This is a genomic window from Microvirga roseola (assembly GCF_020866965.1).
Lineage (GTDB): Bacteria > Pseudomonadota > Alphaproteobacteria > Rhizobiales > Beijerinckiaceae > Microvirga > Microvirga roseola.
On record NZ_JAJATX010000003.1, the window covers coordinates 45,375 to 70,669 of the forward strand.

The 25,295-nt window shown below is 65.1% G+C and carries 25 protein-coding genes and 1 pseudogene; 8 read left to right on the top strand and 18 right to left on the bottom strand.

Going from position 1 to position 25,295, the window contains the following annotated elements:
- Positions 1-11 precede the first annotated feature (11 nt).
- Genes LG661_RS02940 through LG661_RS02955 form a run of 4 tightly spaced genes read left to right on the top strand, consistent with a single transcriptional unit; the run spans position 12 to position 2,708 of the window.
- Positions 12-158 (top strand): hypothetical protein, encoded by a 147-nt coding sequence (locus LG661_RS02940; protein WP_230530374.1) that lies wholly within the window; start codon positions 12-14, stop codon positions 156-158.
- On the top strand, positions 155-373 hold the full coding sequence (locus LG661_RS02945) for a hypothetical protein (protein ID WP_230530375.1): 219 nt from the start codon (positions 155-157) through the stop codon (positions 371-373). Before LG661_RS02940 ends, LG661_RS02945 begins: the two co-directional genes overlap by 4 nt.
- A gap of 46 nt (positions 374-419) precedes the next feature.
- Positions 420-1,277, top strand: coding sequence for a thermonuclease family protein (locus LG661_RS02950; protein ID WP_230530376.1), 858 nt, complete (start codon positions 420-422; stop codon positions 1,275-1,277).
- Positions 1,278-1,283: 6 nt separating this feature from the next.
- The gene (locus LG661_RS02955) at positions 1,284-2,708 is read left to right on the top strand and encodes a M48 family metalloprotease (RefSeq protein ID WP_230530377.1); all 1,425 of its coding nucleotides are present in this window, start codon (positions 1,284-1,286) and stop codon (positions 2,706-2,708) included.
- A 68-nt stretch (positions 2,709-2,776) separates the two neighbouring features.
- Here LG661_RS02955 and LG661_RS02960 read toward each other — a convergent pair whose 3' ends face one another.
- The 6 genes from LG661_RS02960 to LG661_RS02985 all read right to left on the bottom strand — a co-directional run bounded on the left by LG661_RS02960 (position 2,777) and on the right by LG661_RS02985 (position 9,705).
- On the bottom strand, positions 2,777-3,649 hold the full coding sequence (locus LG661_RS02960; RefSeq protein WP_230530378.1) for an RNA polymerase factor sigma-32: 873 nt from the start codon (positions 3,647-3,649) through the stop codon (positions 2,777-2,779).
- A 165-nt stretch (positions 3,650-3,814) separates the two neighbouring features.
- Positions 3,815-4,399, bottom strand: coding sequence for a CarD family transcriptional regulator (locus LG661_RS02965; protein WP_230530379.1), 585 nt, complete (start codon positions 4,397-4,399; stop codon positions 3,815-3,817).
- A gap of 353 nt (positions 4,400-4,752) precedes the next feature.
- A complete protein-coding gene (gene fdxA / locus LG661_RS02970) occupies positions 4,753-5,091 on the bottom strand; it encodes a ferredoxin FdxA (protein WP_230530380.1) in 339 nt (112 codons plus the stop codon).
- Positions 5,092-5,208: 117 nt separating this feature from the next.
- On the bottom strand, positions 5,209-5,511 hold the full coding sequence (locus tag LG661_RS02975; RefSeq protein WP_230530381.1) for an RNA-binding S4 domain-containing protein: 303 nt from the start codon (positions 5,509-5,511) through the stop codon (positions 5,209-5,211).
- A gap of 13 nt (positions 5,512-5,524) precedes the next feature.
- Complete coding sequence (locus tag LG661_RS02980) at positions 5,525-8,644, bottom strand: helicase-related protein (protein WP_230530382.1); 3,120 nt, start codon at positions 8,642-8,644, stop codon at positions 5,525-5,527.
- Positions 8,645-8,841: 197 nt separating this feature from the next.
- Positions 8,842-9,705, bottom strand: a complete 864-nt coding sequence (locus LG661_RS02985) for a DUF3108 domain-containing protein (protein ID WP_230530383.1) — start codon at positions 9,703-9,705, stop codon at positions 8,842-8,844.
- Between the two features lie 242 nt (positions 9,706-9,947).
- Here LG661_RS02985 and rpmB point away from each other — a divergent pair, with 242 nt between their 5' ends.
- Positions 9,948-10,238, top strand: coding sequence for a 50S ribosomal protein L28 (gene rpmB / locus LG661_RS02990; RefSeq protein ID WP_230530384.1), 291 nt, complete (start codon positions 9,948-9,950; stop codon positions 10,236-10,238).
- 97 nt (positions 10,239-10,335) lie between these two features.
- Positions 10,336-10,959, top strand: a complete 624-nt coding sequence (locus tag LG661_RS02995; RefSeq protein ID WP_230530385.1) for a queuosine precursor transporter — start codon at positions 10,336-10,338, stop codon at positions 10,957-10,959.
- Positions 10,960-10,987: 28 nt separating this feature from the next.
- Here the strand turns inward: LG661_RS02995 and LG661_RS03000 are convergent, their stop codons facing one another.
- From LG661_RS03000 to LG661_RS03035, 8 genes and pseudogenes are all read right to left on the bottom strand, one after another.
- The gene (locus LG661_RS03000) at positions 10,988-11,737 is read right to left on the bottom strand and encodes a peptidase (protein WP_230530386.1); all 750 of its coding nucleotides are present in this window, start codon (positions 11,735-11,737) and stop codon (positions 10,988-10,990) included.
- A 49-nt stretch (positions 11,738-11,786) separates the two neighbouring features.
- Positions 11,787-12,605, bottom strand: a complete 819-nt coding sequence (locus tag LG661_RS03005) for a transglutaminase family protein (protein ID WP_230530387.1) — start codon at positions 12,603-12,605, stop codon at positions 11,787-11,789.
- A 2-nt stretch (positions 12,606-12,607) separates the two neighbouring features.
- Positions 12,608-13,507, bottom strand: coding sequence for an alpha-E domain-containing protein (locus LG661_RS03010; protein WP_230530388.1), 900 nt, complete (start codon positions 13,505-13,507; stop codon positions 12,608-12,610).
- A gap of 57 nt (positions 13,508-13,564) precedes the next feature.
- Positions 13,565-14,944: pseudogene (locus tag LG661_RS03015) on the bottom strand (circularly permuted type 2 ATP-grasp protein).
- A gap of 211 nt (positions 14,945-15,155) precedes the next feature.
- Entirely contained in the window at positions 15,156-16,157 is a 1,002-nt protein-coding gene (locus LG661_RS03020) for an esterase-like activity of phytase family protein (RefSeq protein ID WP_230530389.1), read from the bottom strand.
- Positions 16,154-18,058, bottom strand: a complete 1,905-nt coding sequence (gene cobT, locus LG661_RS03025) for a cobaltochelatase subunit CobT (RefSeq protein ID WP_230530390.1) — start codon at positions 18,056-18,058, stop codon at positions 16,154-16,156. Before cobT ends, LG661_RS03020 begins: the two co-directional genes overlap by 4 nt.
- Positions 18,059-18,200: 142 nt before the next feature.
- Complete coding sequence (gene cobS, locus LG661_RS03030; RefSeq protein WP_230530391.1) at positions 18,201-19,190, bottom strand: cobaltochelatase subunit CobS; 990 nt, start codon at positions 19,188-19,190, stop codon at positions 18,201-18,203.
- A gap of 118 nt (positions 19,191-19,308) precedes the next feature.
- Positions 19,309-19,941 (bottom strand): J domain-containing protein, encoded by a 633-nt coding sequence (locus LG661_RS03035; RefSeq protein ID WP_230530392.1) that lies wholly within the window; start codon positions 19,939-19,941, stop codon positions 19,309-19,311.
- Between the two features lie 90 nt (positions 19,942-20,031).
- On the opposite strand from LG661_RS03035, the gene LG661_RS03040 reads away from it, so the two are divergent.
- Positions 20,032-20,298, top strand: coding sequence for a BolA family protein (locus tag LG661_RS03040; protein WP_230530393.1), 267 nt, complete (start codon positions 20,032-20,034; stop codon positions 20,296-20,298).
- Between the two features lie 63 nt (positions 20,299-20,361).
- On the opposite strand, the gene LG661_RS03045 is transcribed toward LG661_RS03040, so the two are convergent.
- The 4 genes from LG661_RS03045 to LG661_RS03060 all read right to left on the bottom strand — a co-directional run bounded on the left by LG661_RS03045 (position 20,362) and on the right by LG661_RS03060 (position 23,725).
- Positions 20,362-21,528 carry an acetyl-CoA acetyltransferase gene (locus LG661_RS03045; RefSeq protein ID WP_230530394.1) on the bottom strand — a complete coding sequence of 389 codons (1,167 nt, stop codon included), beginning with the start codon at positions 21,526-21,528 and terminating at the stop codon, positions 20,362-20,364.
- A 68-nt stretch (positions 21,529-21,596) separates the two neighbouring features.
- The gene (locus tag LG661_RS03050) at positions 21,597-22,505 is read right to left on the bottom strand and encodes a 2OG-Fe(II) oxygenase family protein (RefSeq protein ID WP_230530395.1); all 909 of its coding nucleotides are present in this window, start codon (positions 22,503-22,505) and stop codon (positions 21,597-21,599) included.
- Positions 22,506-22,524: 19 nt separating this feature from the next.
- Positions 22,525-22,752, bottom strand: coding sequence for a hypothetical protein (locus LG661_RS03055; protein ID WP_230530396.1), 228 nt, complete (start codon positions 22,750-22,752; stop codon positions 22,525-22,527).
- A gap of 70 nt (positions 22,753-22,822) precedes the next feature.
- Complete coding sequence (locus tag LG661_RS03060) at positions 22,823-23,725, bottom strand: DMT family transporter (protein WP_230530397.1); 903 nt, start codon at positions 23,723-23,725, stop codon at positions 22,823-22,825.
- 194 nt (positions 23,726-23,919) lie between these two features.
- Between LG661_RS03060 and LG661_RS03065 the strand changes: the two genes are divergently transcribed.
- Positions 23,920-25,236, top strand: a complete 1,317-nt coding sequence (locus LG661_RS03065; RefSeq protein WP_230530398.1) for a D-alanyl-D-alanine carboxypeptidase family protein — start codon at positions 23,920-23,922, stop codon at positions 25,234-25,236.
- Positions 25,237-25,295 lie beyond the last annotated feature (59 nt).

Sequence of the window (25,295 nt, forward strand, 5' to 3'; positions counted from 1 at the left end):
GGGATTTTACGATGACCAAGAACATTCCAGGCACCCGCCAGAACCCTGAGGGCATTCCCCAGGAGGGCCATGGCGGCTCGAACACCCGTGGAACCCAGCACCAGCAGGGCAAGAGAGGCAACGGCGCTCAGCGGCGCGAACAAGAGAAGAAGTCATGAGCGACAAGGGCAACCGCAGCAATCCGAACCAGACCCGCGTCGAGGGTCACCGGGACCCGCAGGACGGGGCCCATATCAACGCCAGCGGCGAGCCGAGAATCGGCAAGCAGGGCGGCGCGGTGCACCAGGAGACCCGCGACCATAGCAAGCACAACGATCAGGGCCAGAGCGGCCACAAGCCGCAAAAGCACAGCCCTGCCGAGGAGAAGCATTAGCGGCCGCTCCGCACCTGTAGGCGGCCGTATTGTCATCAGCGCCCGCATGACGATCCCGAGCGGAGCAGGTATGATCCTGCCGAGCTTTGGAACCAGCCATGCGGGTGTCGCGCATTATCAGCCTTTGCATCTTAAGCCTGGCGGCTGCATCTTAAGCTTGGCGGCGCTGCCCTCGGCAGGCCATGCACTGTCCTGCGCCGGCTCGCCGCTGCGGGATCGACTGCAGGGCCTCGATGCTCAGGGCGACCTGGTTCTCGCCTCCGGTGGCCTCGCCCGGCTGTCGGGCATCCGCCTTCCCGACAATCCGCCTCATCGCGAGAAGGCCCAAGCCTGGCTCAGGGCCAAGGCCGGGCAGGAAGTCATCGTCGAAGGATCCGGCGCCCGCGACCGCTGGGACAGGGTTTCCGTCCGGATCCGGCCCGTCGGTGATTCGCCCTCCCCCGATTTGGCGCGCGGCCTCGTCGAGGCGGGACTGGCCTTGGTCGATCCGGGCCACGAAGGCGCGCTTTGCCAGCCCGAATTGCTGGCGCTCGAAGAAACCTCCCGCGAGCGAAGCCTTGGTCTCTGGACCGATGCCCGCTATAAGCCTATCGATGTCGGAGAGCTGAGCCGTCTGCGCGACCGGGTCGGGACCTTCGTTCTGGTTGAAGGGCGCATCAGGAGCGTCGGCGAACGCCGGCAATTCACCTATTTGAACTTCGGGGGGCACTGGGCAGAGGACTTCACGATCGTCATCCCCCGAAAGACGTGGACGCTGATGGCGGACCGCGGCCTGGATGCGAAGGCGCTCCAGGGACAGCGGATCAGGGCCCGAGGCATTTTGCAGTCTTGGCAAGGTACGTCTTTGACCATTGTCATACCGGAGATGATCGAGCGTCTTGAAGGCAGGCGCTTGGCCCGATGAACGAGCATGAGCGAAACGCGTCAGAGGAGCACAATCCGGATCGTCGGCAGCGCGATGCTGGCAGCCCTGCTTTCGGGCTGCGCCGGCTTCGGCGGTGACGTCTCTCTGCCTGCCAACGCCCCCCGGGTAGTCGGCCAGGAGCGTGACCGGGATCACGAGCGCCTCGTGGCGGCCTTCGGCGGCGAAGGCAGGGCTCCCCAGCTCCAGCGTCTTCTGAACGACGTCACCAACCGGCTGGTCATGGCCACCGACAGGCCCGACGAGGCCTATCAGGTCACGATCCTCAATTCGCCCGTCGTGAACGCCTTCGCCCTTCCGAACGGGCGTCTTTACGTGACGCGCGGGCTCCTGGCGCTGGCGAACGACAGCTCCGAGGTCGCGGCGGTCCTCTCCCACGAGATCGCCCACGTGACCCTTCGCCATGCCTCCCAGCGCAGCGAGCTGCAGGCCCGCTCGGCCCTCATCAAGCGCGTGGCGGAAAACGTGCTCAACGATGCCGAGGAGGCCGCCGTGGTGCAGAGCCAGGCCCGCTCCAGCCTGGCGAGCTTCTCCCGCGCGCAGGAGTTGGAGGCCGACCAGGTGGGGGTCAGGGTTCTGGCGCGGGCCGGCTTCGATCCTTACGGGGCACCGCGGTTCCTGACGGCGCTCGGACGGGTGAGCACCGGCTCCGACAGTCCGGGCGCGGACCGCATCGCGTCCCATCCCAGCACCCGGGAGCGCATTTCCCGCGCCCTCCAGGCGGCCAGGCAGGCCAGCGCGCCGGAATCGGATGCGCCCGGACGGCTCGAATATCTCACCGCGCTCAGCGGGCTCTCCTATGGCGACGACCCGGCGGACGGCGTGGTCAAGGGACGGCGCTTCATCCATGCGCGCCTGGGCGTCGCCTTCGAGGCGCCCGAGGGCTTCACGCTCGAGAACACATCGCAGGCGGTGCTCGGAGCCTCGGCGGACGGGGAGCGGCGGCTCCTCTTCGATGCCGCCGACACGCCCAACGGACAGAGCCTGGAGGACGTGCTCCGCTCGACCTGGACGGATACGATCGAGCCGGGAAGCCTCGTGCCGACCACCATCAACGGGTTGCCGGTCGTCACCGCCCTCTCGAACGGCAAGGAGTGGACCTTCCGGCTTTCCGCCATCCGGATCGGCAACACCACCTATCGGCTCATCATGGCCGTGCGCAGCGGCGCGGGCGATCTGGAGAACATCTTCCAGCGCACCCTTCAGAGCGTGCGCCAGGTCCAGCCGGAAGAGGCCCGCCAGATCAGGCCGCTGAAGCTGCAGATCGTGACGGCGCGTCCTGGGGATACGGCCCAGAGCCTTGCCGAGCGAATGCCGGTCGACCGCGCTCTCGACCGTTTCCTGCTCCTCAACGGGCTGGAGCGGTCAGGCCCGCTGCGGGTGGGCGAGCGCTACAAGGTCGTGGTGGAATAGTTCCCCAAAAGACCTCAGGCAGAGCGGGATTCGCTCTGCCTGAGAAAGGATCCACTTTCAGTGAAAGCCTAGACGAAAGCTCCGGAGGCCTGCGGGTATTTCTCCATCAGGGCACGCTTGAGCTTTTCAAGCGCCCGGTTCTCGATCTGGCGAACACGCTCCTTCGAAATCCCGAGCCTGTCTCCCAGGAACTCGAGGGTAACCTGCTCGTCGTTGAGACGGCGGGCGCGCAGGATGCGCAGCTCGCGCTCGTTGAGCACCTCCAGAGCCTGACGCAGCCAACGGACGCGGCGTTCGGTGTCGATGACGTCGCTGACGCTCTCGTCCGGCAGCGGGCTTGTGTCGACGAGGAATTCGACGCGCTCCGCGGAGTTGGACGGGTCGGCATCGAGAACGGGTGCGTTCAGGGATGTATCGGGCGCCGACAGGCGGGCATCCATGAGAGCCACATCGGCTTCCGAGACGCCGATCGCCTGGGCGATCTTCCCGTGCACGTCGGAGGCGATGCGATCCTCGCCGCCACGGGTCAGGCGGGCGCGCAGGCGGCGCAGGTTGAAGAAAAGAGCCTTCTGGGCGGAACTTGTTCCGCCACGGACAATTGACCAGTTACGAAGGATGTAGTCCTGCACCGAAGCGCGGATCCACCAGGTCGCGTAGGTGGAGAAACGAACCTCGCGTTCAGGCTCGAAGCGGGCAGCGGCCTCGAGCAGGCCCACATGGCCTTCCTGGACGAGATCGGCCATCGGCAGGCCGTAGTGACGGAAACGGGCCGCCAGAGCGATCACGAGTCGCATATGGGCGGCTGTCAATTGATGAAGAGCTGTTTCGTCCCGATGCTCCTTCCAGCGGACCGCAAGCGCACGCTCTTCCTCGCGTTCGAGGAATGGCGCGTTCATGGCGGCGCGGACGAAGCGACGACGAACCCCCGAGATTTCTCCCATTGTGTCCTCCCTTGGCAGAGACACAACGAGCGAAGCGGGAAAAAGTTCAGCTCAAACGGTCAAGTTTTGCGAAATAGATTCCGCCCCTTGGAAGACAAGGCCCGGAAAAACAAAAGAGCCCGGCTTTGCTGCCGGGCTCTTTTTTGCTGGATGGGAGCCTTTCGATCAGGCCGCCTCTTCCTGGAGATCGTCTCCCTCAGCCTCGCCTTCCGCCTCGGCGCCCTTGGCGCGGCGCGGGGACTTGGCGAGGCTCTGCTCGATGAGCTTGAGAGCTTCCGTATCGGTGATCTTGTTCACCGAGGCGATCTCGCGAACGACCCGGTCAAGAGCGGATTCGTAGAGCTGGCGCTCGCTATAGGACTGCTCGGGCTGAGCCTCGGAGCGGTAGAGGTCGCGCACGACCTCGGTAACGGCGATGAGGTCGCCGGAATTGATCTTGGCCTCGTATTCCTGAGCGCGGCGCGACCACATGGTGCGCTTCACGCGAGCCCGGCCGGTCAGCACGTCCAGAGCCTTTTGGACCAGGGCCGGCTCGGCAAGCTTGCGCATGCCAACGCTGGCAGCTTTCGCGGTCGGGACTCGCAGGACCATCTTGTCCTTGTCGAAGGAGACCACGTACAGCTCCAGCTTGAAACCCGCGATTTCCTGCTCCTCGATGGCCGTGATGCGGCCGACGCCATGAGCGGGATACACGATCGCTTCGCCGGACTTGAACCCTAAGCGCTGGGCGGACTTCTTGGCGGTTGTCATGCGAGAGAGGCCTCCTTGCATGGTCCTCGTCTAAGGCGAGGAGCTTTGGTTCCGTCGGGCAGGGCCCCGGGGAACAACAAAATGATTGAATGCGGAACTTGACTGTTCCGCCCGACTCCCTGATGTAAGCCTACTGCTAGAGAGCGCTCCTTTTCACTTATGGCAGAAAGACTGCCCTAAGTCGGTGGTCGTGCATCATTGCTTCATCTTGTGGACCGATGACCAGCAGGAACGGTGCACGGCTTGAGCGCAAGCGACGGCATTCACGAACCCTACCATAGTCCGGCCGAAAAAGCAAAAATATTTCAAAAGCTAGCGTAAAGAAACTTCGTTTGTGGCGAAGCTTGCCGGGCTCAATCGCCCTCGCCCGGTTCGGCAGAGAAGAACTTCTCGTACTTGCCCGCGACGCCGTCGAATTCCTTGGCGTCGGCGGGCGGATCCTTCTTCTGCGTGATGTTGGGCCAGCTCTTGGCCATGTCGGCATTGAGCTTCAGCCACATCTCGAGGCCCGGCTCCGCATCCGGCTTGATCGCCTCGGCCGGGCATTCCGGCTCGCAGACGCCGCAATCGATGCACTCGTCAGGGTGGATGACGAGCATGTTATCACCCTCGTAGAAGCAATCCACCGGACAGACTTCGACGCAGTCCATGTATTTGCACTTGATGCAATTTTCTGTGACGACGTAGGTCATGAACGGTCCTTCGAGGGTCTGTTCGGGAGGAACGAAAGGCTCGGCGCCACCCGCTAAGTCATTGCGGGAAAGCATGTTTCCTTCGAGCAAAGCGGTGCCGCTTTGCCGGAAGATGCTCTAGCCGCTGTCGCCGTCGCTGACAAGCGCCGGGTTGTCCCGGTTGAGGTCGGCGTAGAGCTGCCTTGCTTCCGGTGCAGGGCCGCGGCGTTGGCCTAAGCTCTCGATCCGGACCACCAGAGTTGCCCGGGGAAGGGCCAGCGTGACCACGTCGCCGACGGCGACGGCCTTGGCGGCATTGTCCGTGCGCTGGCCGTTGACCCGGACGAAGCCGCCGGTGACCAGCTTGGCGGCAAGCGTCCGGGTTTTCGCGAAGCGTGCAAACCAGAGCCACTTGTCAAGCCGCTGCCGGTCCTCACGCATGGCCGCTACAGCCTCACTTCTTACTGTCCTCGAGCTGCGCCTTGAGGGCCATCAGCTTGGCGAAGGGCGAGTTCGGATCCGGCTGCTTCTCGCGGCGCTCTTCGCGCCGGTTGTCGGCGCGCTTGTCAGGCCGGGGACCGCGACGGTCCTCACCACGGCCCGGGCCGCGCGGCGGACGGTTCTGCGGACGTCCACCCTCGCCCTGGGCCTCGCAACGCTCGGGACGCGGCGGGCGCTCGCCCGAAGGCCGCTCGCCCCGGGCTTCCCCGTGGCGCGGACGACGGTCGCCCCGGTCCTGACGCGGACGGGCATCACGGCCATGGCGCGCCTGACCGCCCTCATGGTGACGGCGGCCCTGGCGCCACACCTCGACCGTTTCCGGCTCGGCGGGCGCCTCAGCGGCAGCTTCCGCAGCCGCATCTGCCGGGAGCTCGACGGCGCCGGACGCGGAGACCACATCCCCCTGCCCTTCTTCCAGTGCGGGGGCCTCGGTCGGAGCTGTCTCCGGCACCGTGGATTCGGCTACGGCAGGGGCAGCCTCTTCCGCAGGTGCGGGAGCCGCTGCGGCAGCCTCAGACGGAGCCTCGGCGGCGGCAGTGTTCTCCCCGCCCTCGGCAGCAGCCTGAGACGCTGACTCCTGCGGGGCAGGTGACGCAAGCGGCACGGTGATGGCGGGGCCGGGACGGCGCTCCACCACATAGCCGAGGGACTTGAGAATGGTCGCGAAATCCTCGCCGGCGCAGCCGACGAGCGACGTCATGGCGACGGTGGCGACGAACGCCTCCCCGTCCGCGGCGCCCGCAGGCGGCTCTCCGGGCGTGATGCCCGGACGGTAGGCGATGGCGGGCCGGATGAGATCGGCCAAGCGCTCGAGAATGTCCACGCGAACGGCCCGGCCGCCGCAAACCCGGAAACCGGCAGCCCGGTAGAGCCCCGCCGCGATCTCGGGATCGACCGGGATCGAGGTGCGGCCGGATTGGGCGAGATGGGCAATCTCGTCGATGCCCTTCTGATCGAGCCCGCCGTTCTGGAGGGCCCAGAGCTGGGCCGCCAGGATGCGCGGAGCGGGCTTCAGGAGAGCGGGGACATAAAGGTGGTAGGCGCCGAAGCGGATACCGGCCTTGCGCAGGGCCGCGCGGGCGTCCTGGTCGAGGCTGCGCACCTCGTTGAGCACCTTGGAACGCTCCAGAACGCCGAGAGCCTCGCCGACCTGGAAGGCGATGCCGCGGGCGAGCCCCGTGAGCTCCGTGCTCTCCTCCAACTGGATCAGCGGTCCGAGGAGGCGCACCACATAGGCCTTGAGCCAGGCGCGCAGGCGGTTGTCCACCTTGTCGCGGGCCGGGCCCGTCAGGTGCTCGTCCGAGAGGATGCGCAGGCGCGGCTCGAAGAGCTTGTCGCCGGGCTCCAGCTTCGCGACCGGATCGCCCATCCAGCGGGCCGTGCCGTCGTTCGACAGCACGAGCATGGTGTCGGGAGTTTCGGCGAACCTGTCCGCCCGCGCCTCGATCTCGCCGGCCAGCGCCTTGCTGGCGGCGTTGCGCAGGGTCTTGGCCTCCGACGTATCGGCCTGGGGGTCAGGCACGAAGTGAAAGCCGTGCAGGTGGCCGATGTGCTGACCCTCGACCGTGACATCGCCGGAGGTCGTGATTTCCGCTTCGAGCATCGTGTTCTCTCTCAAGCGCCGCATGAGAACGCTGGTTCGCCGGTCGATAAAGCGCTGGGCGAGACGTTCATGGAGCGCATCCGATAGCTTGTCCTCTACCTGACGCGCAACGCCCTGCCAATGCTCAGGATCCTTCAACCAGTCGGGACGGTTAGCAATGAAGGACCAGGTCCGGACCTGAGCTATCCGGTTGGAGAGGGTATCGATGTCGCCATCCGTGCGGTCCATGGCCGAGAGGTGGCGGGCGAACCAATCGGCCGGAATCGCACCATCTTTCATAAGGAAACGATAGATCTGGCCGACCAGATCCGCATGGGTCTGGGGCGAGACCTTCCGGTAATCCGGCACCTGGCAGATCTGCCAGAGCCTGTCCACCGCGTAGGGCGTACGGGCATAGGCTGAAATCTCGTCGTCCCGCGCCAGCACCTCGAGCGCCGCCACGTCCTCACCCGTAGGAGCCCGCACCAGGCCGTGCTCCCGCGGCTGCACACCCAGCGAATCGCGCAAGGCGGCCAGGGACGAGAAATTCAGGTCCGGGTTGCGCCACTGCAGGATGCGCACCGGATCGAAGACGTGATTCTCCAGCGCCTCGACGGTATCCGCGTCGAAAGGCGGGCAGCGGCCGGTGGTGCCGAAGGTGCCGTCCCGCATGTAGCGGCCGGCGCGGCCGGCGATCTGGGCCAGCTCCGGGTTGTTGAGCTTGCGGAATTGGAAGCCGTCGAACTTCTTGTCGGAGGCGAAGGCCACGTGGTCCACGTCGAGATTGAGGCCCATGCCGATGGCGTCCGTGGCGATGAGGTAATCCACGTCCCCGTTCTGGTAGAGCTCGACCTGGGCGTTTCGGGTCCGGGGCGAGAGGGCCCCCAGCACCACCGCAGCGCCGCCGCTCTGGCGGCGGATCAGCTCGGCGATGCCATAGACCTCCTCCGCCGAGAAGGCGACGATGGCCGAACGGCGGGGCAGGCGCGACACCTTCTTCTCGCCGGCGAACGAGAGCTTGGACAGGCGCGGCCGCGTGATCACGTGAACGCCTGGGATCAGGGCCTCGATCAGCGGACGCATGGTGCTGGAGCCGATGAGCAGGGTCTCCTCGCGCCCGCGCTGGTTCAGCACGCGGTCGGTGAAGACGTGACCCCGGTCGAGGTCGCTGGCGAGCTGGATCTCGTCCACGGCGACGAAGGCCGGATCGAGATCGCGCGGCATCGCCTCGACGGTGGAGATCCAGTAGCGCGGCCGGTCCGGCTTGATCTTCTCCTCGCCCGTGATCAGGGCGACGTTGTGGTGCCCGGCCTTCTCCACCACCCGGTTATAGACCTCACGGGCGAGCAGGCGCAGAGGCAGGCCGATCATGCCGCTCTCGTGACCGAGCATCCGCTCGATGGCGAGGTGGGTCTTGCCCGTATTGGTGGGGCCGAGCACGGCCGTGACGCCGCGCGCGCGCGCTTGCGGTGGAAGGGAACGGCGAGCCATGCCTTGATGTCGGGTAATGCGAATGTGATCCCGGATGAGAGACTTGAAGAAAGGCTCCGGCACCTCGGGCGGCGCACGGTCCTTCCTCGGGAAGCAGGCCGGAGCGCTGGCGTCCGGCTGCAGGCTTGCTCTCTATATGGTGTTTCAGGCGGATTTCGCTACCCGCCAGCTGCCATTCAAGACGTCTTTGCAGGGCTTTATTGCGAAGCCCCGGCCCTGACGGCATCCTTCGCCCGGACCGGCCTGCGGCCATTCGCCCGGATGACCTGGGCACCGTCCTCCACGGACCAGCTGGACGCCTCGGCCACGCTGGTGCCGATCATGGTGCGCACCGAGACCCGCAGCGGAAAGAGCACGCGCTGCCCCTCGACGGGCGCTAGCCACACGGACATGTCCTTGTTTTCCATCATGAACTTGGTGCCGGGGCGCTGAGCGCGATGGCCGGAAATCGGGACGTAGCGGGCATTGCAGACCAGGACCGGCCCCGAATAGCCGGGGACCTCAGCAGCCCGCGTCTCCGCATAGCTGAGGACCACGTCGAAGCGGGAAGCGCCGTCGAAAACAGGGATCGAGCGGTTGCAGTTGTCGGGATGGGTGGGATCGCCCGAAACGGTGACAGGCATGAGAAGGGCGCTGACCGGATCGACCACGCGTTTCTTGTCCACCGCCTTGACCGGCACCCGATCGGGCTTGGGCTCGAGGGGAGGATCGATCTCGACCTCCGCCACATTGCCGGAACGCAGGCCCATTTTGACCCGGCGCTGATCGCTGGAGGAGATGGAGATGACGGCGAAGGAGGCAGGCTTCGGCCGCTCTTCCGACAGAACGCCCCTGGCCATCGCCTCGCCCCTGACCCCGGTCAGGAGCCGCACCAGGCCCGAAAGCCTGACGCTGCCCTCCACCTGGTACTTCTTTTTCGCAAAGGTCGACGACAGGGCCGCCGTGCCGAGGGGCAGGCCGGCCAGGGAGAGGTCGTAATCCACCTTGAGGGTCTGGGCATGGGCCTGAGAGCCGATGCCTGCCAGGATCGAGGCAACGAGAGCAGAAGCGAAGAGACGCATAGGGGTTCCAGGGGTTTTCCCGATAGTCTATTCCGTTGCATCTCACGCAAATCGGAATAAATCGTGACCGCGCCGTCACAAAAAAGCGAGCTGCGGCACCTTGCTATTCTTGACGAGGGGCCTGGTTTCAGCCTATAGGCTCGCACCTTCCAAGGACTTCTGGTGTCCGGCCGCGCGGGATCTGCGTTGAAGCAAACCCGCGAAATCGAAGCCGCGACCCTTATGACGATAGGATTGAACCCATGTCGCGCCGTTGCGAACTGACCGGCAAGGCCGTGCTGAGTGGCCACCTGGTGAGCCACTCGAACCGCAAGACGAAGCGGAAGTTCCTGCCGAACCTCTGCAACGTCACGCTCCAATCCGACGCTCTGCAGCGCTCCGTGCGCCTGCGCGTCTCTGCCAATGCGCTCCGCTCGGTCGAGCATCGCGGCGGCCTCGACGCTTTCCTGGCCAAGGCCAAGGCGGACGAGCTGTCCACGAATGCCCTGGCGATCAAGCGCGAGATCGAGAAGAAGCTCGCCGCTGCGAGCTAAGCCTCGATCCAAAGAGATTGTGTGACGGGCGGCTTCACGGCCGCCCGTTTGCGTTTGCCTTAAGGCCAAGCTTCTTTCGAACTCCGGATGGGCCTCCATGACCGCTCTCGACCGCCGCGACTTCCTCATTGCGCTCACCGCGATGACGCTTGTCGTCCTCTCGTCGAACATCCTGGTCCAGTACCCCTTCCAGCATCTGGGGCTCGGCGATTACCTGACCTGGGGCGCCTTCAGCTATCCCTTTGCGTTCCTGGTGACGGACCTGTCGAACCGGCGGTTCGGGACCCAGGGCGCGCGCCGGGTGGTCTATGTTGGCTTCCTGCTGGCCGTGGGTCTGTCCTTCATCCTCGCGACGCCGCGCATCGCCATCGCCTCGGGCGCTGCCTTCCTGGCGGCCCAGCTCCTCGATATCGGCATTTTCTCCAGCCTTCGGGGCAAGGCCTGGTGGGTGCCGCCCTTCATGTCCTCCGTCATCTCCTCGGCCCTCGATACGGCGATCTTCTTCTCCGTCGCCTTCTATTGCGGCGCGGTGCCGGGCCTCGGCCTGACCATCGACCAGATCCTGGCGGCGGTCGGCATCGCCGATCAGTGCATCGCCCTCCCCTGGGTGAACCTCGCCGTCGCCGATTATCTGGTGAAGCTGGCGCTGGCTGCGCTCGCCATCGCGCCTTACGGGGCCATCCTGACGATCATGCGCCCCCGCCTCCAGCGGACGGCCTGAAGAGACACCTCCCCGCCCGAGCGGGCGATCAGAGGGCCTTCTCCGCATAAGGCGGGTGGGGAATGGCCTGATGCGCCGCCCGCAGAGCCGCGGACCAGCGCTCCCGCAGATCGCGAAAATAAGGCTCGTCCTCCTGGATCCGGTGATTGATCCCGGCCTTCAGCTCGTCGCGCTTGGCGACCACGATGTCGATGGGAAGGCCCACGCCGAGATTGGACTTGAGCGCCGAATCCATGGAGATGAGACCGAGCTTCAGGGCCTCCACGAGTTCGATGTCGTGGGAGATCGCCCGGTCCAGGATGGGCTTTCCGTATTTCGGCTCCCCGATCTGCAGGAACGGCGTGTCGAGGGTCGCCTCGATGGCGTTCCCAGCCGAATAGACCTGGTAGAGCCGCATCTCGCCGTGCCCGATCTGCCCCCCGACCAGCATGGTGGCATCGAAGGTCATGCTGCGCTTTTCCATCTCAGCACCATCGATGGCATAGACCTGACGGATGGCGCGCCCGACGAGCCGGGCCGCCCTGAACATGCTGGACACCGTGAACAGCGTCTCGAGCTCTCCGGTCTCGGGGTTCTCGACGCCGTCGGAGAGGAGCGACAGGACGGATTGGCTGACAGAGAGGTTGCCCGCAGTCGCCAGCATGACGACCCGCTCGCCGGGCTTCTCGAACAGGTGAAGCTTGCGGAAGGTTGCGATGTTGTCGACGCCCGCATTGGTGCGCGTATCCGCGATCATCACGAGGCCTTCCCGGACGAGAATGCCGACACAATAGGTCATAGGGGTTCCTCCAGGGGCCTTCTGGTCGAACTGCCGGGTCGGGGCCATATTACGCCTGCGCTTGGCGGGCGCTTTCAATCCTCAGACGAACATCGAGCGCTTCGCGGGAGACCCCGTAATAGCTACCTCGGACAGGGGCTGCATCAAGATAGTCGAGCCCGGTGGCGAGCCGGACATAGTTTTCCGTTGTGGAAACATTGTTCGCCGCGTCGAAACTGACCCAGCCGAGCCCCGGAATAGCGGCCTCCGCCCATGCGTGGCCCGCATCCTGAACAGCCTCGCCCGGCTTGTGCAGATAGCCGGACACATAGCGCGCCGGGATCCGCAGGTGCCGCGCCGCGGTCAGAAAGACATGCGTGAAATCCTGGCACACCCCGTGGCCCGCCGTGAAGGAATTGGAGGCGGTGGTAGCCGCGTGCGTGGCCTCCATGTCGAAACGCAGGCGCCCATGAATCGCTTCCATAAGGGTATGGGCCTGATCGAGCGGACTGACGAGCGAGCCTGCCGCCGCCATGGCGAAGTCGCGAATGGGGGCGTCGGCTGTCGTGAGCGGCGTTTCCCTGAGATAGAAGATCTCCGGAAACCGCTCGACCCCGCCCCGGATGACACCCGATGTATCCGTGACTTCGATCTCTCCTTCGACCCTGAGGCTGATCTGCTCCACGGGACCTGCCACGAAAAGGCTGTGCGCGATGTTCCCGTCCCAGTCCTCCCGCCGGATGAGACGGGCGTTGCAATCCGTGTCGATGGCCCAGGCCAACACCGCCTGCCCGGCATGGCCACGCGGCGTCAGCCGCAGAAGCTGGATCGCGGATTTCACCGGCTCACTGTAGCGGTAGATGGTTTCGTGGGTGATGCGGATGCGCATGGTCAGGCCAGGTACTGGTTCGTGATGGCAAGGCCGAGCCGGCTATTGTCGGCGATGAAGTCCTGCAGGAACTCGTGCAGGCCATGCCGGAAAATCTCCTCGACGGTCCGGTTCGTGAGGCGCGCATGGGCGGACCGCGCCTGCCGCTGGGCTGCGCCCGACACGCCGTAGCGATGGGCGATGTCGTCGAGGTGGCGAGAGAGCGCCGCATAGCAGGCCGCGAGAGAGCGCGGCATTTCCTCCCTCAGGATGAGGAGATCCGCCACCAGCCAGGGCCGCAGGTTCTGGTGATAGACCCACTGGTAGCTGACGAGCGCTGACACCGAGCGGAGAATGGCGGCCCATTGATAATAGTCGATGCCGCCGCCCACCTCCGCATCCTTCGGCAGGAGCACGTGGTATTTCACGTCGAGCACACGCGCCGTATTGTCCGCCCGCTCGAGATAAACACCGAGCCGCGAAAACCAGAAGGCATCGTTGCGCAGCATGGTGCGCATGGCGGAACCGTCGTAAAGGAGGGAAGCCTGCTTCACGAGGTTGAGAAACCGAGGCAGATCCTCGACGCGAATCTTCTGCGACCTGAAGCGGCGCAGATCGTGCCAGGCGGAGTTGATGGCCTCCCACATCTCGGAGGTGAGCGCGGAGCGTACGGAGCGGGCGTTCTGCCGGGCCGTCTCGAAGCAGCACTGAATGCTCGACGGATTGGCCTCCGAGAAGGCCAGGAACTCGATCACCCGTTCGGGCGTGATCTCATCGTAGACGGCGCGGAACTGATCCACGCCGCCGGCGCTGATAAGAGCCGACTCCCATTCGTTGCTGTTCGCGCCGTTATACGCAATCGGCATCGACGCCATGCGATAGGCTACATCGAGAATACGCGCCGTATTCTCGGCCCGCTCCACATAGCGCGAGAGCCAGTAGAGTCTGCATCACGGATTGGCACGACAAAGACTCCATGCTCATTCGCTCAGGACCCAGGTATCCTTCGTGCCTCCGCCCTGGCTCGAGTTGACCACCAGAGAGCCCTCCGTCAGCGCTACGCAGGTCAGCCCGCCTGGCCAGCCTGACGCCGTTGCGCCCCGTCAGCACGAAGGGGCGGAGATCCACGTGGCGCGGCGCAAGACCGCTCTTGGTGCAGACGGGACTCGTGGACAGGGCCAGCGTCGGCTGCGCGATGTAGTTGTCGGGGCGCGCCAGGATCCGGCTGCGGAAATGCCCCCTCGTTTCTCTGCTCGCATGGGGGCCGACCAGCATGCCGTAGCCGCCCGAGCCATTCACTTCCTTCACGACGAGCTCATGCAGGTGATCGAGCACATAGGACAGGGCTTCCGGCTTGCGGCAGCGCCAAGTCGGCACGTTCTTCAGGATCGGCTCCTCGCCCATGTAGTAGCGCACGATGTCGGGCACGTAGCTGTACATGGCCTTGTCGTCGGCCACGCCCGTTCCCGGCGCATTGCAGATGGCGACATTGCCAGCGCGATAGGCTGCAAGCAGCCCCGGCACCCCGAGCGCGGAATCGGGGCGGAAGACGAGAGGAACGATGAAATCGTCGTCCATGCGGCTGTAGATCACATCGACCCGCTTCGGCACCTCGGTGGTGCGCATATGGACGATCTCGTCGCGCACGAAGAGGTCACGGCCTTCCACCAGCTCGACGCCCATGCGGTCGGCAAGGAAACTGTGCTCGTAATAGGCGGAGTTCAAGGATCCCGGCGTGAGAAGAACGACGGTGGGATCGTAAGGACTGCTCGCGGGCGCAACGGATTTCAAGTTTCCCAGAAGTTCGTCGACATAGTTCTCGATGGGGCGGATACGCTGCATCGCCATGAGATCGGGAAAGAGCCTTGTCATGACCTCCCGGTTCTCAAGCATGTAGGAGACACCTGAGGGCGTGCGCAGATTGTCCTCGAGCACATAGAAATCGTGATCGTCGACCCGCACCACGTCGACGCCGGCGACCTGTACATAGACGCCCCCGTTCAGGGGCAGGCCATTCATCTGCGGGCGGTAATAGGGATTGAGATAGACGAGCTCGGGCGGAACGATTCCCGCGCGCCGTAGATGTCCTTCAGGAACAGGTTGAGCGCCCTGACCCGCTGCTCGAGCCCGCGGGCGAGATGTGCCCATTCCCGTGCCGACAGGATGCGCAGGATGATGTCGAAGGGAATGAGCCGCTCTTCCGCCTCCGCATTGCCGTAGACTGCGAAGGTGATGCCGACCTTTCGGAAGAAAAGCTCGGCCTCTTCACTGCGATGCTCCAGAAGCTGGGGCGGGACGGAGTTCAGCCATTCCTGCAGCACCTGATAGGCGTCCCGGCTATGGCCGCCATGGCCGTCCATCTCGTCGAAGATCGCTCTTGCCGTCACCGGTCCAACAGCCTCCCGAACGGGTCCTCGATGCGCCGAATGGCATCGGGCTCCTCTTTGGAAAGCTTACGGGAGCGAAGCTGCAGGCTTCAATGGATCTCAGGAAGCGGCGGCAGGCAGCGTGAGATGAGAAAAGGCGCAAATGCACAAGGAGGAAGAGGCACCGGCCCTCTCCGGCAGCGACTCACCCTTCCGAAAGGACGAATTCCAGCAGCAGGGTTTTCTGAAGAGGACTGAAATTGTCGTCCGAGATGAGGGTCAGGATGGTCTCGCCGCCCTCACGGTGCACGCAAAGCCCTTCCATGTTGTCGATCTGGTGCGAGGGCTCGCTCTCGTAGAGGGTCTCGCCGTCGACCCGCGCACCCGGCCGGATGGCGGCCCTCTCGATCCGGCGCAGGCGGCATCCGAAACCGAAAAGCGAGAAGCGGCGCTCCAGGACGAGAAGGTCGCCACTATCCAGGAAGGCGAGATCCGTCACGTTGTAGCCGCCTGAGCGAACCACGTCGAACCGGCCCTTGCGCGGACCCGTCAGGATGAAGCCCTGCGCATGCTCCCCGACGGACACGACAGCCCCTGCCAGCGGCGACGTCTTGGGCGCGACGCCAATGGCTTCGAGTCCCGCATTGCCCGCCAGTTCCTTCAGTTCCTCGGGCGCGGTGATGGGAGCGCCCCGTACGAGCCCGCCTGTGCTGCTGCGCTCGAAGCGGATGACGGCATGGTTGCGCTCCACGCCCACGAAAGCCGTGCGCCCCACAATCGTGAGGCTTTCCGTATCGTAGAAGCGCGAGCGCCTCACGGGCTTCCCGCCGCTCAGCAGCAGAGGCGCCATCACCGTATCGGCGAGACCCGAGAGCTGCCCGTCCGATATCTCGGTGCGGGCCCTCAGAATCTGCGCATTGTCGGCCAGCGTGACGATGTCGCGCCCGTTCTCCGAGCGCCACAGGCCGGAAAAGCCGCCGAAAGCCGAGACGGGGGATTTCAGGTTAAGCCCGGAGCGGAACAGCAGAGCACCGAAGCGGCTGCGGTCCGGATCGGAGACGGAGAAGCGGCTGATGGGCTCGGCCGTGACCTTGATCGCGGTAGCGCCGTCGAAGGCCTGCGGCCGTTGCGCCATGGCGGCGCCCGTAGCCCCCACGGCGACGGCCGCGCCACCACCAATCAGGAAGCCTCGCCGGGTCAGCCTCAAGCGTAAGCCCTGCGGCGGGGCGCTCCCGCGCGAGAAGCCTGAGGCCCGTTCTCTTCGAAGAGTTCCGCCAGCTTCTCAGTCATCACGCCGCCGAGTTCCTCCGCATCGACGATGGTCACGGCGCGGCGATAATAGCGCGTCACGTCGTGGCCGATGCCGATGGCGATGAGCTCGACCGGCGAGCGGGTCTCGATCTCCTCGATGATGTAGCGCAGGTGCCGCTCGAGATAGTTGCCGGGATTGACCGACAGGGTCGAGTCGTCCACCGGCGCGCCATCCGAGATCACCATGAGGATGCGCCGCTGCTCGGGCCGGCCGAGCAGGCGCTTGTGCGCCCAGTCGAGAGCCTCGCCGTCAATATTCTCCTTGAGCAGGCCCTCGCGCATCATCAGGCCCAGGTTCTTGCGCGCGCGCCGCCAAGGCGCGTCCGCCGACTTGTAGATGATGTGGCGCAGATCGTTGAGGCGGCCTGGATTGGCAGGCTTGCCGCTCTGCAGCCACATCTCGCGCGACTGCCCGCCCTTCCAAGCGCGGGTCGTGAAGCCGAGGATCTCGACCTTGACGCCGCAGCGCTCGAGCGTGCGGGCGAGAATATCGGCGCAGGTCGCCGCCACGGTGATGGGACGTCCGCGCATGGAGCCGGAATTGTCGATGAGGAGGGTCACCACCGTATCGCGGAAGTTCGTATCCTGCTCCTGCTTGAACGAGAGGGGCTGGAACGGATCCATGATGATGCGGGGCAGGCGCACGGGATCGAGCGTTCCCTCCTCCAGGTCGAACTCCCAGGCCCGGTTCTGCTGCGCCAGGAGGCGGCGCTGCAGGCGGTTCGCCAGGCGGCCGACCACGCCCTGGAGATGGGCGAGCTGCTTGTCGAGATAGGCGCGAAGGCGCGTCAGCTCGTCCGCATCGCAGAGGTCCTCCGCATGGGTGACCTCGTCGAACTTGTGCGTGAAGGCCTTGTAGTCCGGCCCGCGCGTCTCGTTGGTCCGGGACGGCGGACGCCAGGACTCGCCGGCATCCTCCGAATCCGCCTCATCGGCCTCCTCGGGCATTTCGCCGGAGGGTCCATCGGCGTCTTCCGTCGCACCCTCCTCGATATCCTCGCTCGCATCCTCGCTGACTTCGACCTCGGCGCGGTCGCCTTGCGAATCCTGCTCGGATTCGCCCTCGCCCTGCTGCTGCTGGTCCTGCTCGGATTCGTTCTCCTCCTCGTTCTCCTCGTCCTCCGCATCGAGGGAGGATTCATCGGCCATGTCGAGGGAGGTGAGCATCTCGCGGATGCCGCGGGCGAAGTCGCGCTGGCTCTCGATGTTCTTGAGAAGTCCGTCGAGATCGCGTCCCGCCCGGTCCTCGATGAAATCGCGCCAGAGGTCCACGATCTTGGCGGCGGCCGGCGGAGGCCTCTCGCCGGTCAGGCGTTCGCGCACCATGAGCGCCAGCGCATCCTCGATGGGCGCATCGGCGCGGTCCGTGATTTCCTCGTATTTGCCGCCGCGATGATAGCGGTCTTCCAGCATGGCCGAAATGTTGGAGGAAACGCCCGCCATGCGCCGCGAGCCGATGGACTCGACGCGGGCCTGCTCGACTGCATCGAACACGGCGCGGGCCGCCTGGCCCTCCGGAGCGAGCTTGCGGTGGAGCGAAGTGTCGTGGCAGGCGAGGCGAAGCGCCATGGAATCCGCATTGCCGCGCAGGATCGCCACGTCCTGCGAGGTCAGCCGCCGGGGCGGCTCCGGCAGGCGGGCCTTGTCCTGGCCCATCAGGGCCGGGCGGTCGGAGGCGAAGGCGACCTCGAGATCGGGCTTGCGCGCGATTGCCTTCATGGTGCCGGCAATGGAGCGCTTCAGCGGCTCCGCCGGCGCTTCCTTCTTCTCACCTGGCTTGCGGTTCGAGATGGACATTCTTGCCTGTTGCTTCCGATAAGCCCTCTTTCCGAGGAGGCCACAGGCCGTCTCGAAGGAGGGCGCTTCCAGAAAACTCTGGTCAGGCATCCTGATCCTTCGAGACGCTACGCTCCTCAGGATGAGGATGCCTGACCGTTGCTTAGCTCAGCACCATGTTCACGGCGCTTTCCGGCAGTTCCTTGCCGAAGGAGCGCTGGTAGAACTCGGCCACGAGGGTGCGTTCCAGTTCGTCGCACTTGTTGAGGAAGGTGACGCGGAAGGCAAAGCCCGTATCGCCGAAGATCTCGGCGTTCTCGGCCCAGGTGATCACCGTGCGCGGGCTCATGACGGTGGAGAGGTCCCCGTTCATGAAGGCGCTGCGGGTCATGTCGGCGACGCGCACCATCTTGTTGACGGTGTCCCGGCCCTCCGGGCTTTCCTGGTAGTGCTTCGCCTTGGAGAGGACGATGTCCACCTCCTTGTCGTGCGGCAGGTAGTTGAGGGTCGTGACGATGGACCACCGGTCCATCTGGCCCTGGTTGATCTGCTGCGTGCCGTGATAGAGGCCCGAGGTGTCGCCGAGGCCCACCGTGTTCGCCGTGGCGAAGAGGCGGAAGGACGGGTGAGGTCGGATGACCCGCTTCTGGTCGAGAAGGGTCAGCTTGCCCGACTGCTCCAGCACGCGCTGGATCACGAACATCACGTCGGGGCGGCCGGCATCGTATTCGTCGAAGACGAGGGCCACGTTGTTCTGGAGCGCCCAGGGCAGGATACCGTCCTGGAAGGCGGTGACCTGCTTGCCCTCCTGGAGCACGATGGCGTCCTTGCCCACGAGGTCGATGCGCGACACGTGGCTGTCCAGGTTCACGCGCACGCAGGGCCAGTTCAGGCGGGCCGCTACCTGCTCGATATGGGTCGACTTGCCGGTGCCGTGATAGCCCGTGATCATCACGCGGCGGTTGCGGGCGAAGCCGGCGAGGATCGCGAGGGTCGTTTCGCGGTCGAAAAGATAATCCGGATCGAGATCGGGCACATGCTCTTCCGCCTGGGAGAAGGCCGGGACCTCAAGATCCGAGTCGATGCCGAAGACCTGTCGCACGGACACTTTCATGTCCGGCGTCTGAAACGCTGTCTCGGTGTGTGCCGTCATAAGGGGCCTCTCGGTCGGATAGGTCTGAGTTACGATGTGCCATGGGTTTCTTAAACCCCACGGCGAGATGGTGCAATTTCCTAAAATGCTTGGCGGGGCTGCATGAAACGGAGCCGCCTCAGCAAAGGCCGGCGCTTTTGAGGGTGTCGTGCGCCTTGATGATGTCGCGCAGGCGCTCCTCGAAGGAGCGGTCGCCGCCATTGGCATCGGGGTGGAAGCGCTTCACCAGGGTCTTGTACTGAGCCTTGATGGCCGGTCCATCGGCCGTCTCGTCGAGGCCGAGCACGTCCAGGGCGCGGCGGACCGCTCCCGTGTAGCGCGGCCGCCTGGGCGCTTCCGGTGCCCGGCGCGCCTTCCGGGCCTGGGTGAAGTCCTCGCCATTCAGGATCCCCAGCGGATCGAAATACCCCCAGTCGCGCGGCCCGGGCTTTCCGTCCTCGCTCTCGGGCTTGCCGGAGGAATTCACGCCCATGGCCCAAGTCGGGCGGTGCCCGATGATGGCGTCTTTCTGGTAGGCTGCGACCGCGGAGTCGGACATGCCGGCGAAATAGTTGTAGGAAGCGTTGTACTCGCGCACATGCTGCAGGCAGAAGCGCCAGTACTGCCCTTCATGGCTGCGCCCCTTGGGAGCGCGGAACTCGCCCGCCGCCTTACAGGACGGATGCTCGCAGACAGGCCCCTTCGTCTCCTGCGGCTCCTCACAGGAAGGCTTGATCCGGATACGGTCGAAAAGAGGTGAATTGAGATCCATGATGCAGCGATTATGAGAGGGTTGAGGCCCGGAGCCAAGGCCTGAGAGCTTTTCGCCGCAGACCCGTTCAAAAAGGTTTCATTTTTCAGCATGACCCTCACTCAGTGGATCACACAGACTCTGCAGCAGCGCCTGCACCCGGTCGAACTGACCGTCACCGACGAATCAGAGCAGCATCGCGGCCATGGCGGATGGCGGGAGGGCGGCGAAACTCACTTCCGCATTCATATCGTATCGGAAGCCTTCTCCGGCAAGAGCCGGGTCGAGCGTCACCGCCTTGTCAACGCGACGCTGAAGGAGGCTTTCGATCGAGGACTGCACGCCCTGGCCATCCGAGCCAAGGCGCCGGGGGAATAAGGGGCCTAGGCGCCCTTTCCCTCGCTCAGCCTCGGCGGGGATGGCCGGGCACCTTGCGCTTGGTCACTTGATCCGCTCGAGCACGCTCACGTAGTTCGCTACCGCCGCGCCGCCCATGTTGAAGATGCCGCCGAGCACCGGGTTCTTCACCTGGATGCCGCCGGCCTCCTCGCAGAGCTGCATGGCGGAGAGCGCATGCATGGAAACTCCGGTCGCGCCGATGGGGTGCCCCTTGGCCTTGAGGCCGCCTGAAGGGTTCACGGGCAGCTTGCCGTCCCGGTTCGTCCAGCCTTCCTTGACCGCAATCGCCCCCTGGCCCGGAGCCGTCAGGCCCATCGCCTCGTACTCGATGAGCTCGGCGATGGTGAAGCAGTCATGGGTCTCCACGAAGGAGAGGTCGGAGAGCTGGACGCCTGCCTGGGCCAGCGCCCGCCGCCAGGCCTCCGCACAGCCTTCGAACTGGATGATGTCGCGCTTCGACATGGGCAGGAAGTCCTGCACATGGGCCGCCGCCCGGAAGGCGACCGCGCGCGGCATGCGCAAGGCCGTCTCGGTGTCGGTGATGACGATGGCCGCCGCCCCGTCCGATACGAGCGAGCAGTCGGTGCGCTTGAGAGGCCCGGCCACATAAGGGTTCTTCTCGCTCTCGGCGCGGCAGAAGTCGAAGCCGAGATCCTTGCGCATCTGCGCATAGGGATTATCGACGCCGTTCTTGTGGTTCTTGGCGGCGATCATGGCGAGCGCATCGGACTGGTCGCCGTAGCGCTGGAAATAGCGGCCGGCGATCTGACCGAAGACCCCGGCGAAGCCGCCCTGGGTCTCCCCGTCCTCCGGCAGGTAGGAGGCCTTGAGGAGAACATTGCCGATCTCAGGGCCCGGGGTCCGCGTCATCTGCTCGATGCCGACCACGAGCACGGTCTTGGCGCGCTTCGCCTCGATGGACTTGATGGCCTGGTGCACGGCCGCCGAACCCGTGGCGCAGGCATTCTCGACTCGGGTCGCCGGCTTGAAGCGGAACTTGTCGCTTGCCTGGAAGACCAGGGAGGCCGTGAACTCCTGAGGGGAGAAGCCGCCGTTGAAATGGCCGAGCACCACTTCGTCCACATCCTCCGGCCCGATCCCGGCATGTTCCAGCGCCTCGTTGGTGACGCGGATTATGAGCGACTCGACCGATTCCGCGTCGAGTTTGCCGAAGGGCGTATGGGCCCAGCCGACGATGCAGGCTGTCATGGATGTCTCCTCAAGATTCCTTTGTCCTTGAGAATGGACCTCGCTTCGCCGTTCCGCAAGACGGGCGGTTAAGCCTTATAGGCCGCGACGCCCTCTCCGAGATAGGCGTTGTTCGCCTCGCGGACCTTGGCCGCCTCCTCATCGTAGATGAAGGGCAGGAAGGCGAAGCGGCGGCCGCTCGTGACCTTGGACACCGCGTGGAGCAGCGGCGTCGAAAACACCACGGCCCTACCCGGAGGCGCCTTGTAGCCGCGCGAGCCGTATTCGGGGAAACTCACCTCGCCGCCCTCGAAATCGCCGTTCAGGTTGATAGAGACCGCGAAGCGCCGGTGGGCAGTGCCCCTGGTGGTATTATCCCGGTGCGCGCGGAAATGGCCGCCGTCCTCTGCCGCGTAGCAGGATACGATGTAGCGCTCCATGCGGGTCGGCTTGAAGAAGTGGACCCGCTCGATCTCCGGGTTCACGCGCCGGATGATGCGCCTCTGCACCTGCTGGATCAGGTTCGGATCCGTGATCGTGTAATCCCTGCGGCTCTTGTGGCTGCGGTCCTGCATGGGAACCGTCTTGCCGTCGATCTCGCGCAGCATGAAGCCTGATTCCTCGCCCCCGTGCTGCTCGTAGAGCGAGATCAGGTGGCGGCAGAACTCCGGCTCGAACACATCCGGGATGATGATGACGGGAGCCGGCACCTCGAAGCCGACGAACCGGTCGACGGGCGGCAGGGCGCGCAGGTAAGCCATCACCTCGTCCCGGTCGCTGCCGTCCTCCTCGAAGGGAAAGACCGCGCGGATACGCAGAGTCGGATTGAGCACCATCCAGAACCGCCGGACGGGAATGCCGGCGGAGCCGGGTTTTGCGTCGTGCGGCAGCGTTCCGTAGAGGCGTCCGACTTTTCCGCCGAAGTCCCAGAAATGGCGGATGTCCGGGACGATCTGCTTGGCGCGGCCCTCGGACTGGTCGGCGGGATCGCAGCTCACCCCGAAGAGCGCAATCTTGTCATCGTCGAAGAGAGCGCGGTGCTGCTCCTGGAACGAAGCGAGCGCCGCGCCCGGCCTCGTCCGAGCCGGTGCCGTAGAAGCAGAGCACGATGTAGCGCCCGGCCACCGTGTCGAAGGCGAAATTCGGATTGCTCGTGGAGTTCTGGTGGAACCAGGGAGCGGGATCGCCGGCTTCCAGGATCCGGTAGGCAGGCTGCGACGGCGCGGGGGAAGGAGCAGCGGTCATCGAATGAATTCCAAGGCCGACACCACAAATGCAATGTCATTCGATAACATCGACCTGTCTCCGTCACAAGCTATCGGTGCGCCATCAGGAGGAGCCCTACTCCCGTCACGATCAGAACCATGCCGGCAATCTCCCGGCGTGTGGTGGCCTGCGCCAGGAAACGGTGGGACACGGCCTGCGCCATCAGGACCTCCACGAGGGCAAGCGTGCGTACGTTCGCGGCCGTGGTGAGCGCAAAGCCAAGGAACCAGAATTGGGAGGCGAGAGCCCCGAGGCAACCCGCACCCAGAGAGGGGCGCCAAGCCCTGAAGCTTGCGAGCAGCGCCTTGCGGTCGAAAAGGCCGAGCCAGGCGAGCAGGATCGCCGTCTGGAGCCCGAGTCCCCAGGCCAGGGTGGTGGTGGCCCGCATCAGGGACGTGCCTTCCCCGAGCGACAGGATGGCTCCGCGAAATCCGATGGCGGCAAGGGCGAAGAAGGCGCCGGAAACGATCCCGAAGAGGACGGGCCGGAGACCGGATGCGGTGAGCTTCGTGCCGGGCTTGACCGACATCAGGAAAACACCTGCGGTAGCGATGAGGATGGCGCCCGCCATGGCGGGCGTCAGGGGATCGCCCAGGATCAGGAGCCCGAACACGGCCACCTGCACCGGCTCGGTCTTCGTATAGGCCGTCACCACGGAGAAGGAGCGCTCCCGCATGGCGGACAGCATGAGGGCGGTGGCGAGGATCTGCGCCAGCGCGCCGGCGAGGACATAGGCGAAGAAGGCCGTGTTCGGCCCCGGGACGTCCTCAGCGGTCGCAAGCGTCACGCCGGTCAGGCTCAGGAGCGCGAAGGGAAAGCCGTAGAGAAACCTCACCTGGGTCGCGCCCACGGTTCCGATCGTCTCGGTCAGCCGCCGCTGCGTAGCGTTGCGCCCTGTCTGCGCCGCCGCAGCGGCAAGGGTCACGGGGATCCAGAGAAGGGAAAGATTCATAGCCGATCTTCAAAGCGCGCCGCTCTTGCCACTCTCTTGCCACGGATTTCCTTACAAAGGACTGATGATAACGAACAATACACGGTTCCGCCCTAGCCAAGCCTGCGGTTGGTACCTAAAAATAACCCTGCTGGCCTAAGCGGGGCTGTTCGATCCCCTCTCCTACCGTCGAACGAAGCAAGGAGTCGTTCCGTATGAACGTAAGCCGAGCCCTCCGCGTGACATTTTTTGCTCTGGCCGCGCTTGTCAGCGGCTCAGCGCTGGCCGGCGGCCCCGCCCTCGTGGTCGAGGTCGATTCCGGCCGGGTTCTGCACGCGGAGCGCGCGACCGATCCCTGGTACCCGGCCTCCATCACCAAGCTGATGACCGCTTACGTGGCGCTCGACCAGATTCGCTCCCGTCGGATGAGCATGGATACGCTCCTGACCGTGACCGAGAGCGCCGCAGCCCTGCCTCCTTCCAAGATGGGCTTCAAGCCGGGCACCCAGATCCGCCTCGATAATGCGCTCAAGATCATGATGGTGAAGTCGGCGAACGATGTCGCCGCCACCATCGCCGAGAATATCGGCGGCTCCATCGACGGCTTCTCCAGCCTGATGAACGCCCACGCCCAGCGGCTGGGCATGAAGGACAGCCGCTTCGCCAACCCGCACGGCCTGCCGGACGAACGCAACCAGACGACCGCGCGCGACATGGCCATCCTGGCTCGCGCCCTGCTGCGCGATTTTCCGGAGCATCAGGACCTGTTCCACATCGGAGCGGTGCAGTTCGGCCGCCGGATCATGCGCAACACCAACGGCCTGATCGGCCGCTATCCCGGCGCGGACGGCATGAAGACGGGCTTCATCTGCTCCTCGGGGTTCAATGTGGTGGCAAGCGCCACCCGCAACGGCCGCCATCTCATCACGATCGTGCTCGGTGCGCCGTCCGCCAACGAGCGCACGATGCAGGCGGCCGAACTCTTCGACCGGGGCTTCAACACCAAGCTGAACTTCACCAATCCGGAGCTGACGGCCCTGCCGGCCTCGTCCACGCACACGCCGCCGGACATGCGCTCGGTCATCTGCGACCGCAAGGGCCCGATGCCGAAGGAGGAGGACAGCCCGACTGTGGCTGAGGAAAATACGGGCGTGCCCAATCTCTTCTCCTCCGACGTGATGGCCTTCGCCGGCGAGACCCAGAAGCCCGTGCGCACGGTGCTCGGCCCCCGCACGGCCGTCCAGCCGGAGCGCGTCTGGATCGGCCTCAACCCACCCACGGAAGCCGAGCTGAAAGCCCAGGCCGAGGCAGAGGCGGCTGCCGAAAAAGCTCGCAAGGCGAAGACAAAGCCTAAGACGCAGACGAAGAAGAAAGCTTCGGCCGCCCCTGCAAAAGCGACAACCTCGAAGGCCACGACCAAGAAGAACGAGCCGCGCGCCAGCATCAGCGTGAAGCCGGTGACGAACAAGGCCGCGGCGAAGCCCAAATCGCAGAAGGCGGATGCCTCCGCAAAGTCGACCAAGACGAACTGAGCCTTTACAAAGAGGACCTTCCTCGAGAGGCAATGAAAAGCCCCTCGCCTGAATGAGGC

What these genes read in the sequence shown, in the direction of transcription:
- LG661_RS02940 (WP_230530374.1), top strand. Translation starts at nt 12, where the DNA reads ATGACCAAGAACATTCCAGGCACCCGCCAGAACCCTGAGGGCATTCCC.
- LG661_RS02945 (WP_230530375.1), top strand. Translation starts at nt 155, where the DNA reads ATGAGCGACAAGGGCAACCGCAGCAATCCGAACCAGACCCGCGTCGAG.
- LG661_RS02950 (WP_230530376.1), top strand. Translation starts at nt 420, where the DNA reads ATGACGATCCCGAGCGGAGCAGGTATGATCCTGCCGAGCTTTGGAACC.
- LG661_RS02955 (WP_230530377.1), top strand. Translation starts at nt 1,284, where the DNA reads ATGAGCGAAACGCGTCAGAGGAGCACAATCCGGATCGTCGGCAGCGCG.
- LG661_RS02960 (WP_230530378.1), bottom strand. Translation starts at nt 3,649, where the DNA reads ATGGGAGAAATCTCGGGGGTTCGTCGTCGCTTCGTCCGCGCCGCCATG.
- LG661_RS02965 (WP_230530379.1), bottom strand. Translation starts at nt 4,399, where the DNA reads ATGACAACCGCCAAGAAGTCCGCCCAGCGCTTAGGGTTCAAGTCCGGC.
- fdxA (WP_230530380.1), bottom strand. Translation starts at nt 5,091, where the DNA reads ATGACCTACGTCGTCACAGAAAATTGCATCAAGTGCAAATACATGGAC.
- LG661_RS02975 (WP_230530381.1), bottom strand. Translation starts at nt 5,511, where the DNA reads ATGCGTGAGGACCGGCAGCGGCTTGACAAGTGGCTCTGGTTTGCACGC.
- LG661_RS02980 (WP_230530382.1), bottom strand. Translation starts at nt 8,644, where the DNA reads ATGGCTCGCCGTTCCCTTCCACCGCAAGCGCGCGCGCGCGGCGTCACG.
- LG661_RS02985 (WP_230530383.1), bottom strand. Translation starts at nt 9,705, where the DNA reads ATGCGTCTCTTCGCTTCTGCTCTCGTTGCCTCGATCCTGGCAGGCATC.
- rpmB (WP_230530384.1), top strand. Translation starts at nt 9,948, where the DNA reads ATGTCGCGCCGTTGCGAACTGACCGGCAAGGCCGTGCTGAGTGGCCAC.
- LG661_RS02995 (WP_230530385.1), top strand. Translation starts at nt 10,336, where the DNA reads ATGACCGCTCTCGACCGCCGCGACTTCCTCATTGCGCTCACCGCGATG.
- LG661_RS03000 (WP_230530386.1), bottom strand. Translation starts at nt 11,737, where the DNA reads ATGACCTATTGTGTCGGCATTCTCGTCCGGGAAGGCCTCGTGATGATC.
- LG661_RS03005 (WP_230530387.1), bottom strand. Translation starts at nt 12,605, where the DNA reads ATGCGCATCCGCATCACCCACGAAACCATCTACCGCTACAGTGAGCCG.
- cobT (WP_230530390.1), bottom strand. Translation starts at nt 18,058, where the DNA reads ATGTCCATCTCGAACCGCAAGCCAGGTGAGAAGAAGGAAGCGCCGGCG.
- cobS (WP_230530391.1), bottom strand. Translation starts at nt 19,190, where the DNA reads ATGACGGCACACACCGAGACAGCGTTTCAGACGCCGGACATGAAAGTG.
- LG661_RS03035 (WP_230530392.1), bottom strand. Translation starts at nt 19,941, where the DNA reads ATGGATCTCAATTCACCTCTTTTCGACCGTATCCGGATCAAGCCTTCC.
- LG661_RS03040 (WP_230530393.1), top strand. Translation starts at nt 20,032, where the DNA reads ATGACCCTCACTCAGTGGATCACACAGACTCTGCAGCAGCGCCTGCAC.
- LG661_RS03045 (WP_230530394.1), bottom strand. Translation starts at nt 21,528, where the DNA reads ATGACAGCCTGCATCGTCGGCTGGGCCCATACGCCCTTCGGCAAACTC.
- LG661_RS03055 (WP_230530396.1), bottom strand. Translation starts at nt 22,752, where the DNA reads ATGACCGCTGCTCCTTCCCCCGCGCCGTCGCAGCCTGCCTACCGGATC.
- LG661_RS03060 (WP_230530397.1), bottom strand. Translation starts at nt 23,725, where the DNA reads ATGAATCTTTCCCTTCTCTGGATCCCCGTGACCCTTGCCGCTGCGGCG.
- LG661_RS03065 (WP_230530398.1), top strand. Translation starts at nt 23,920, where the DNA reads ATGAACGTAAGCCGAGCCCTCCGCGTGACATTTTTTGCTCTGGCCGCG.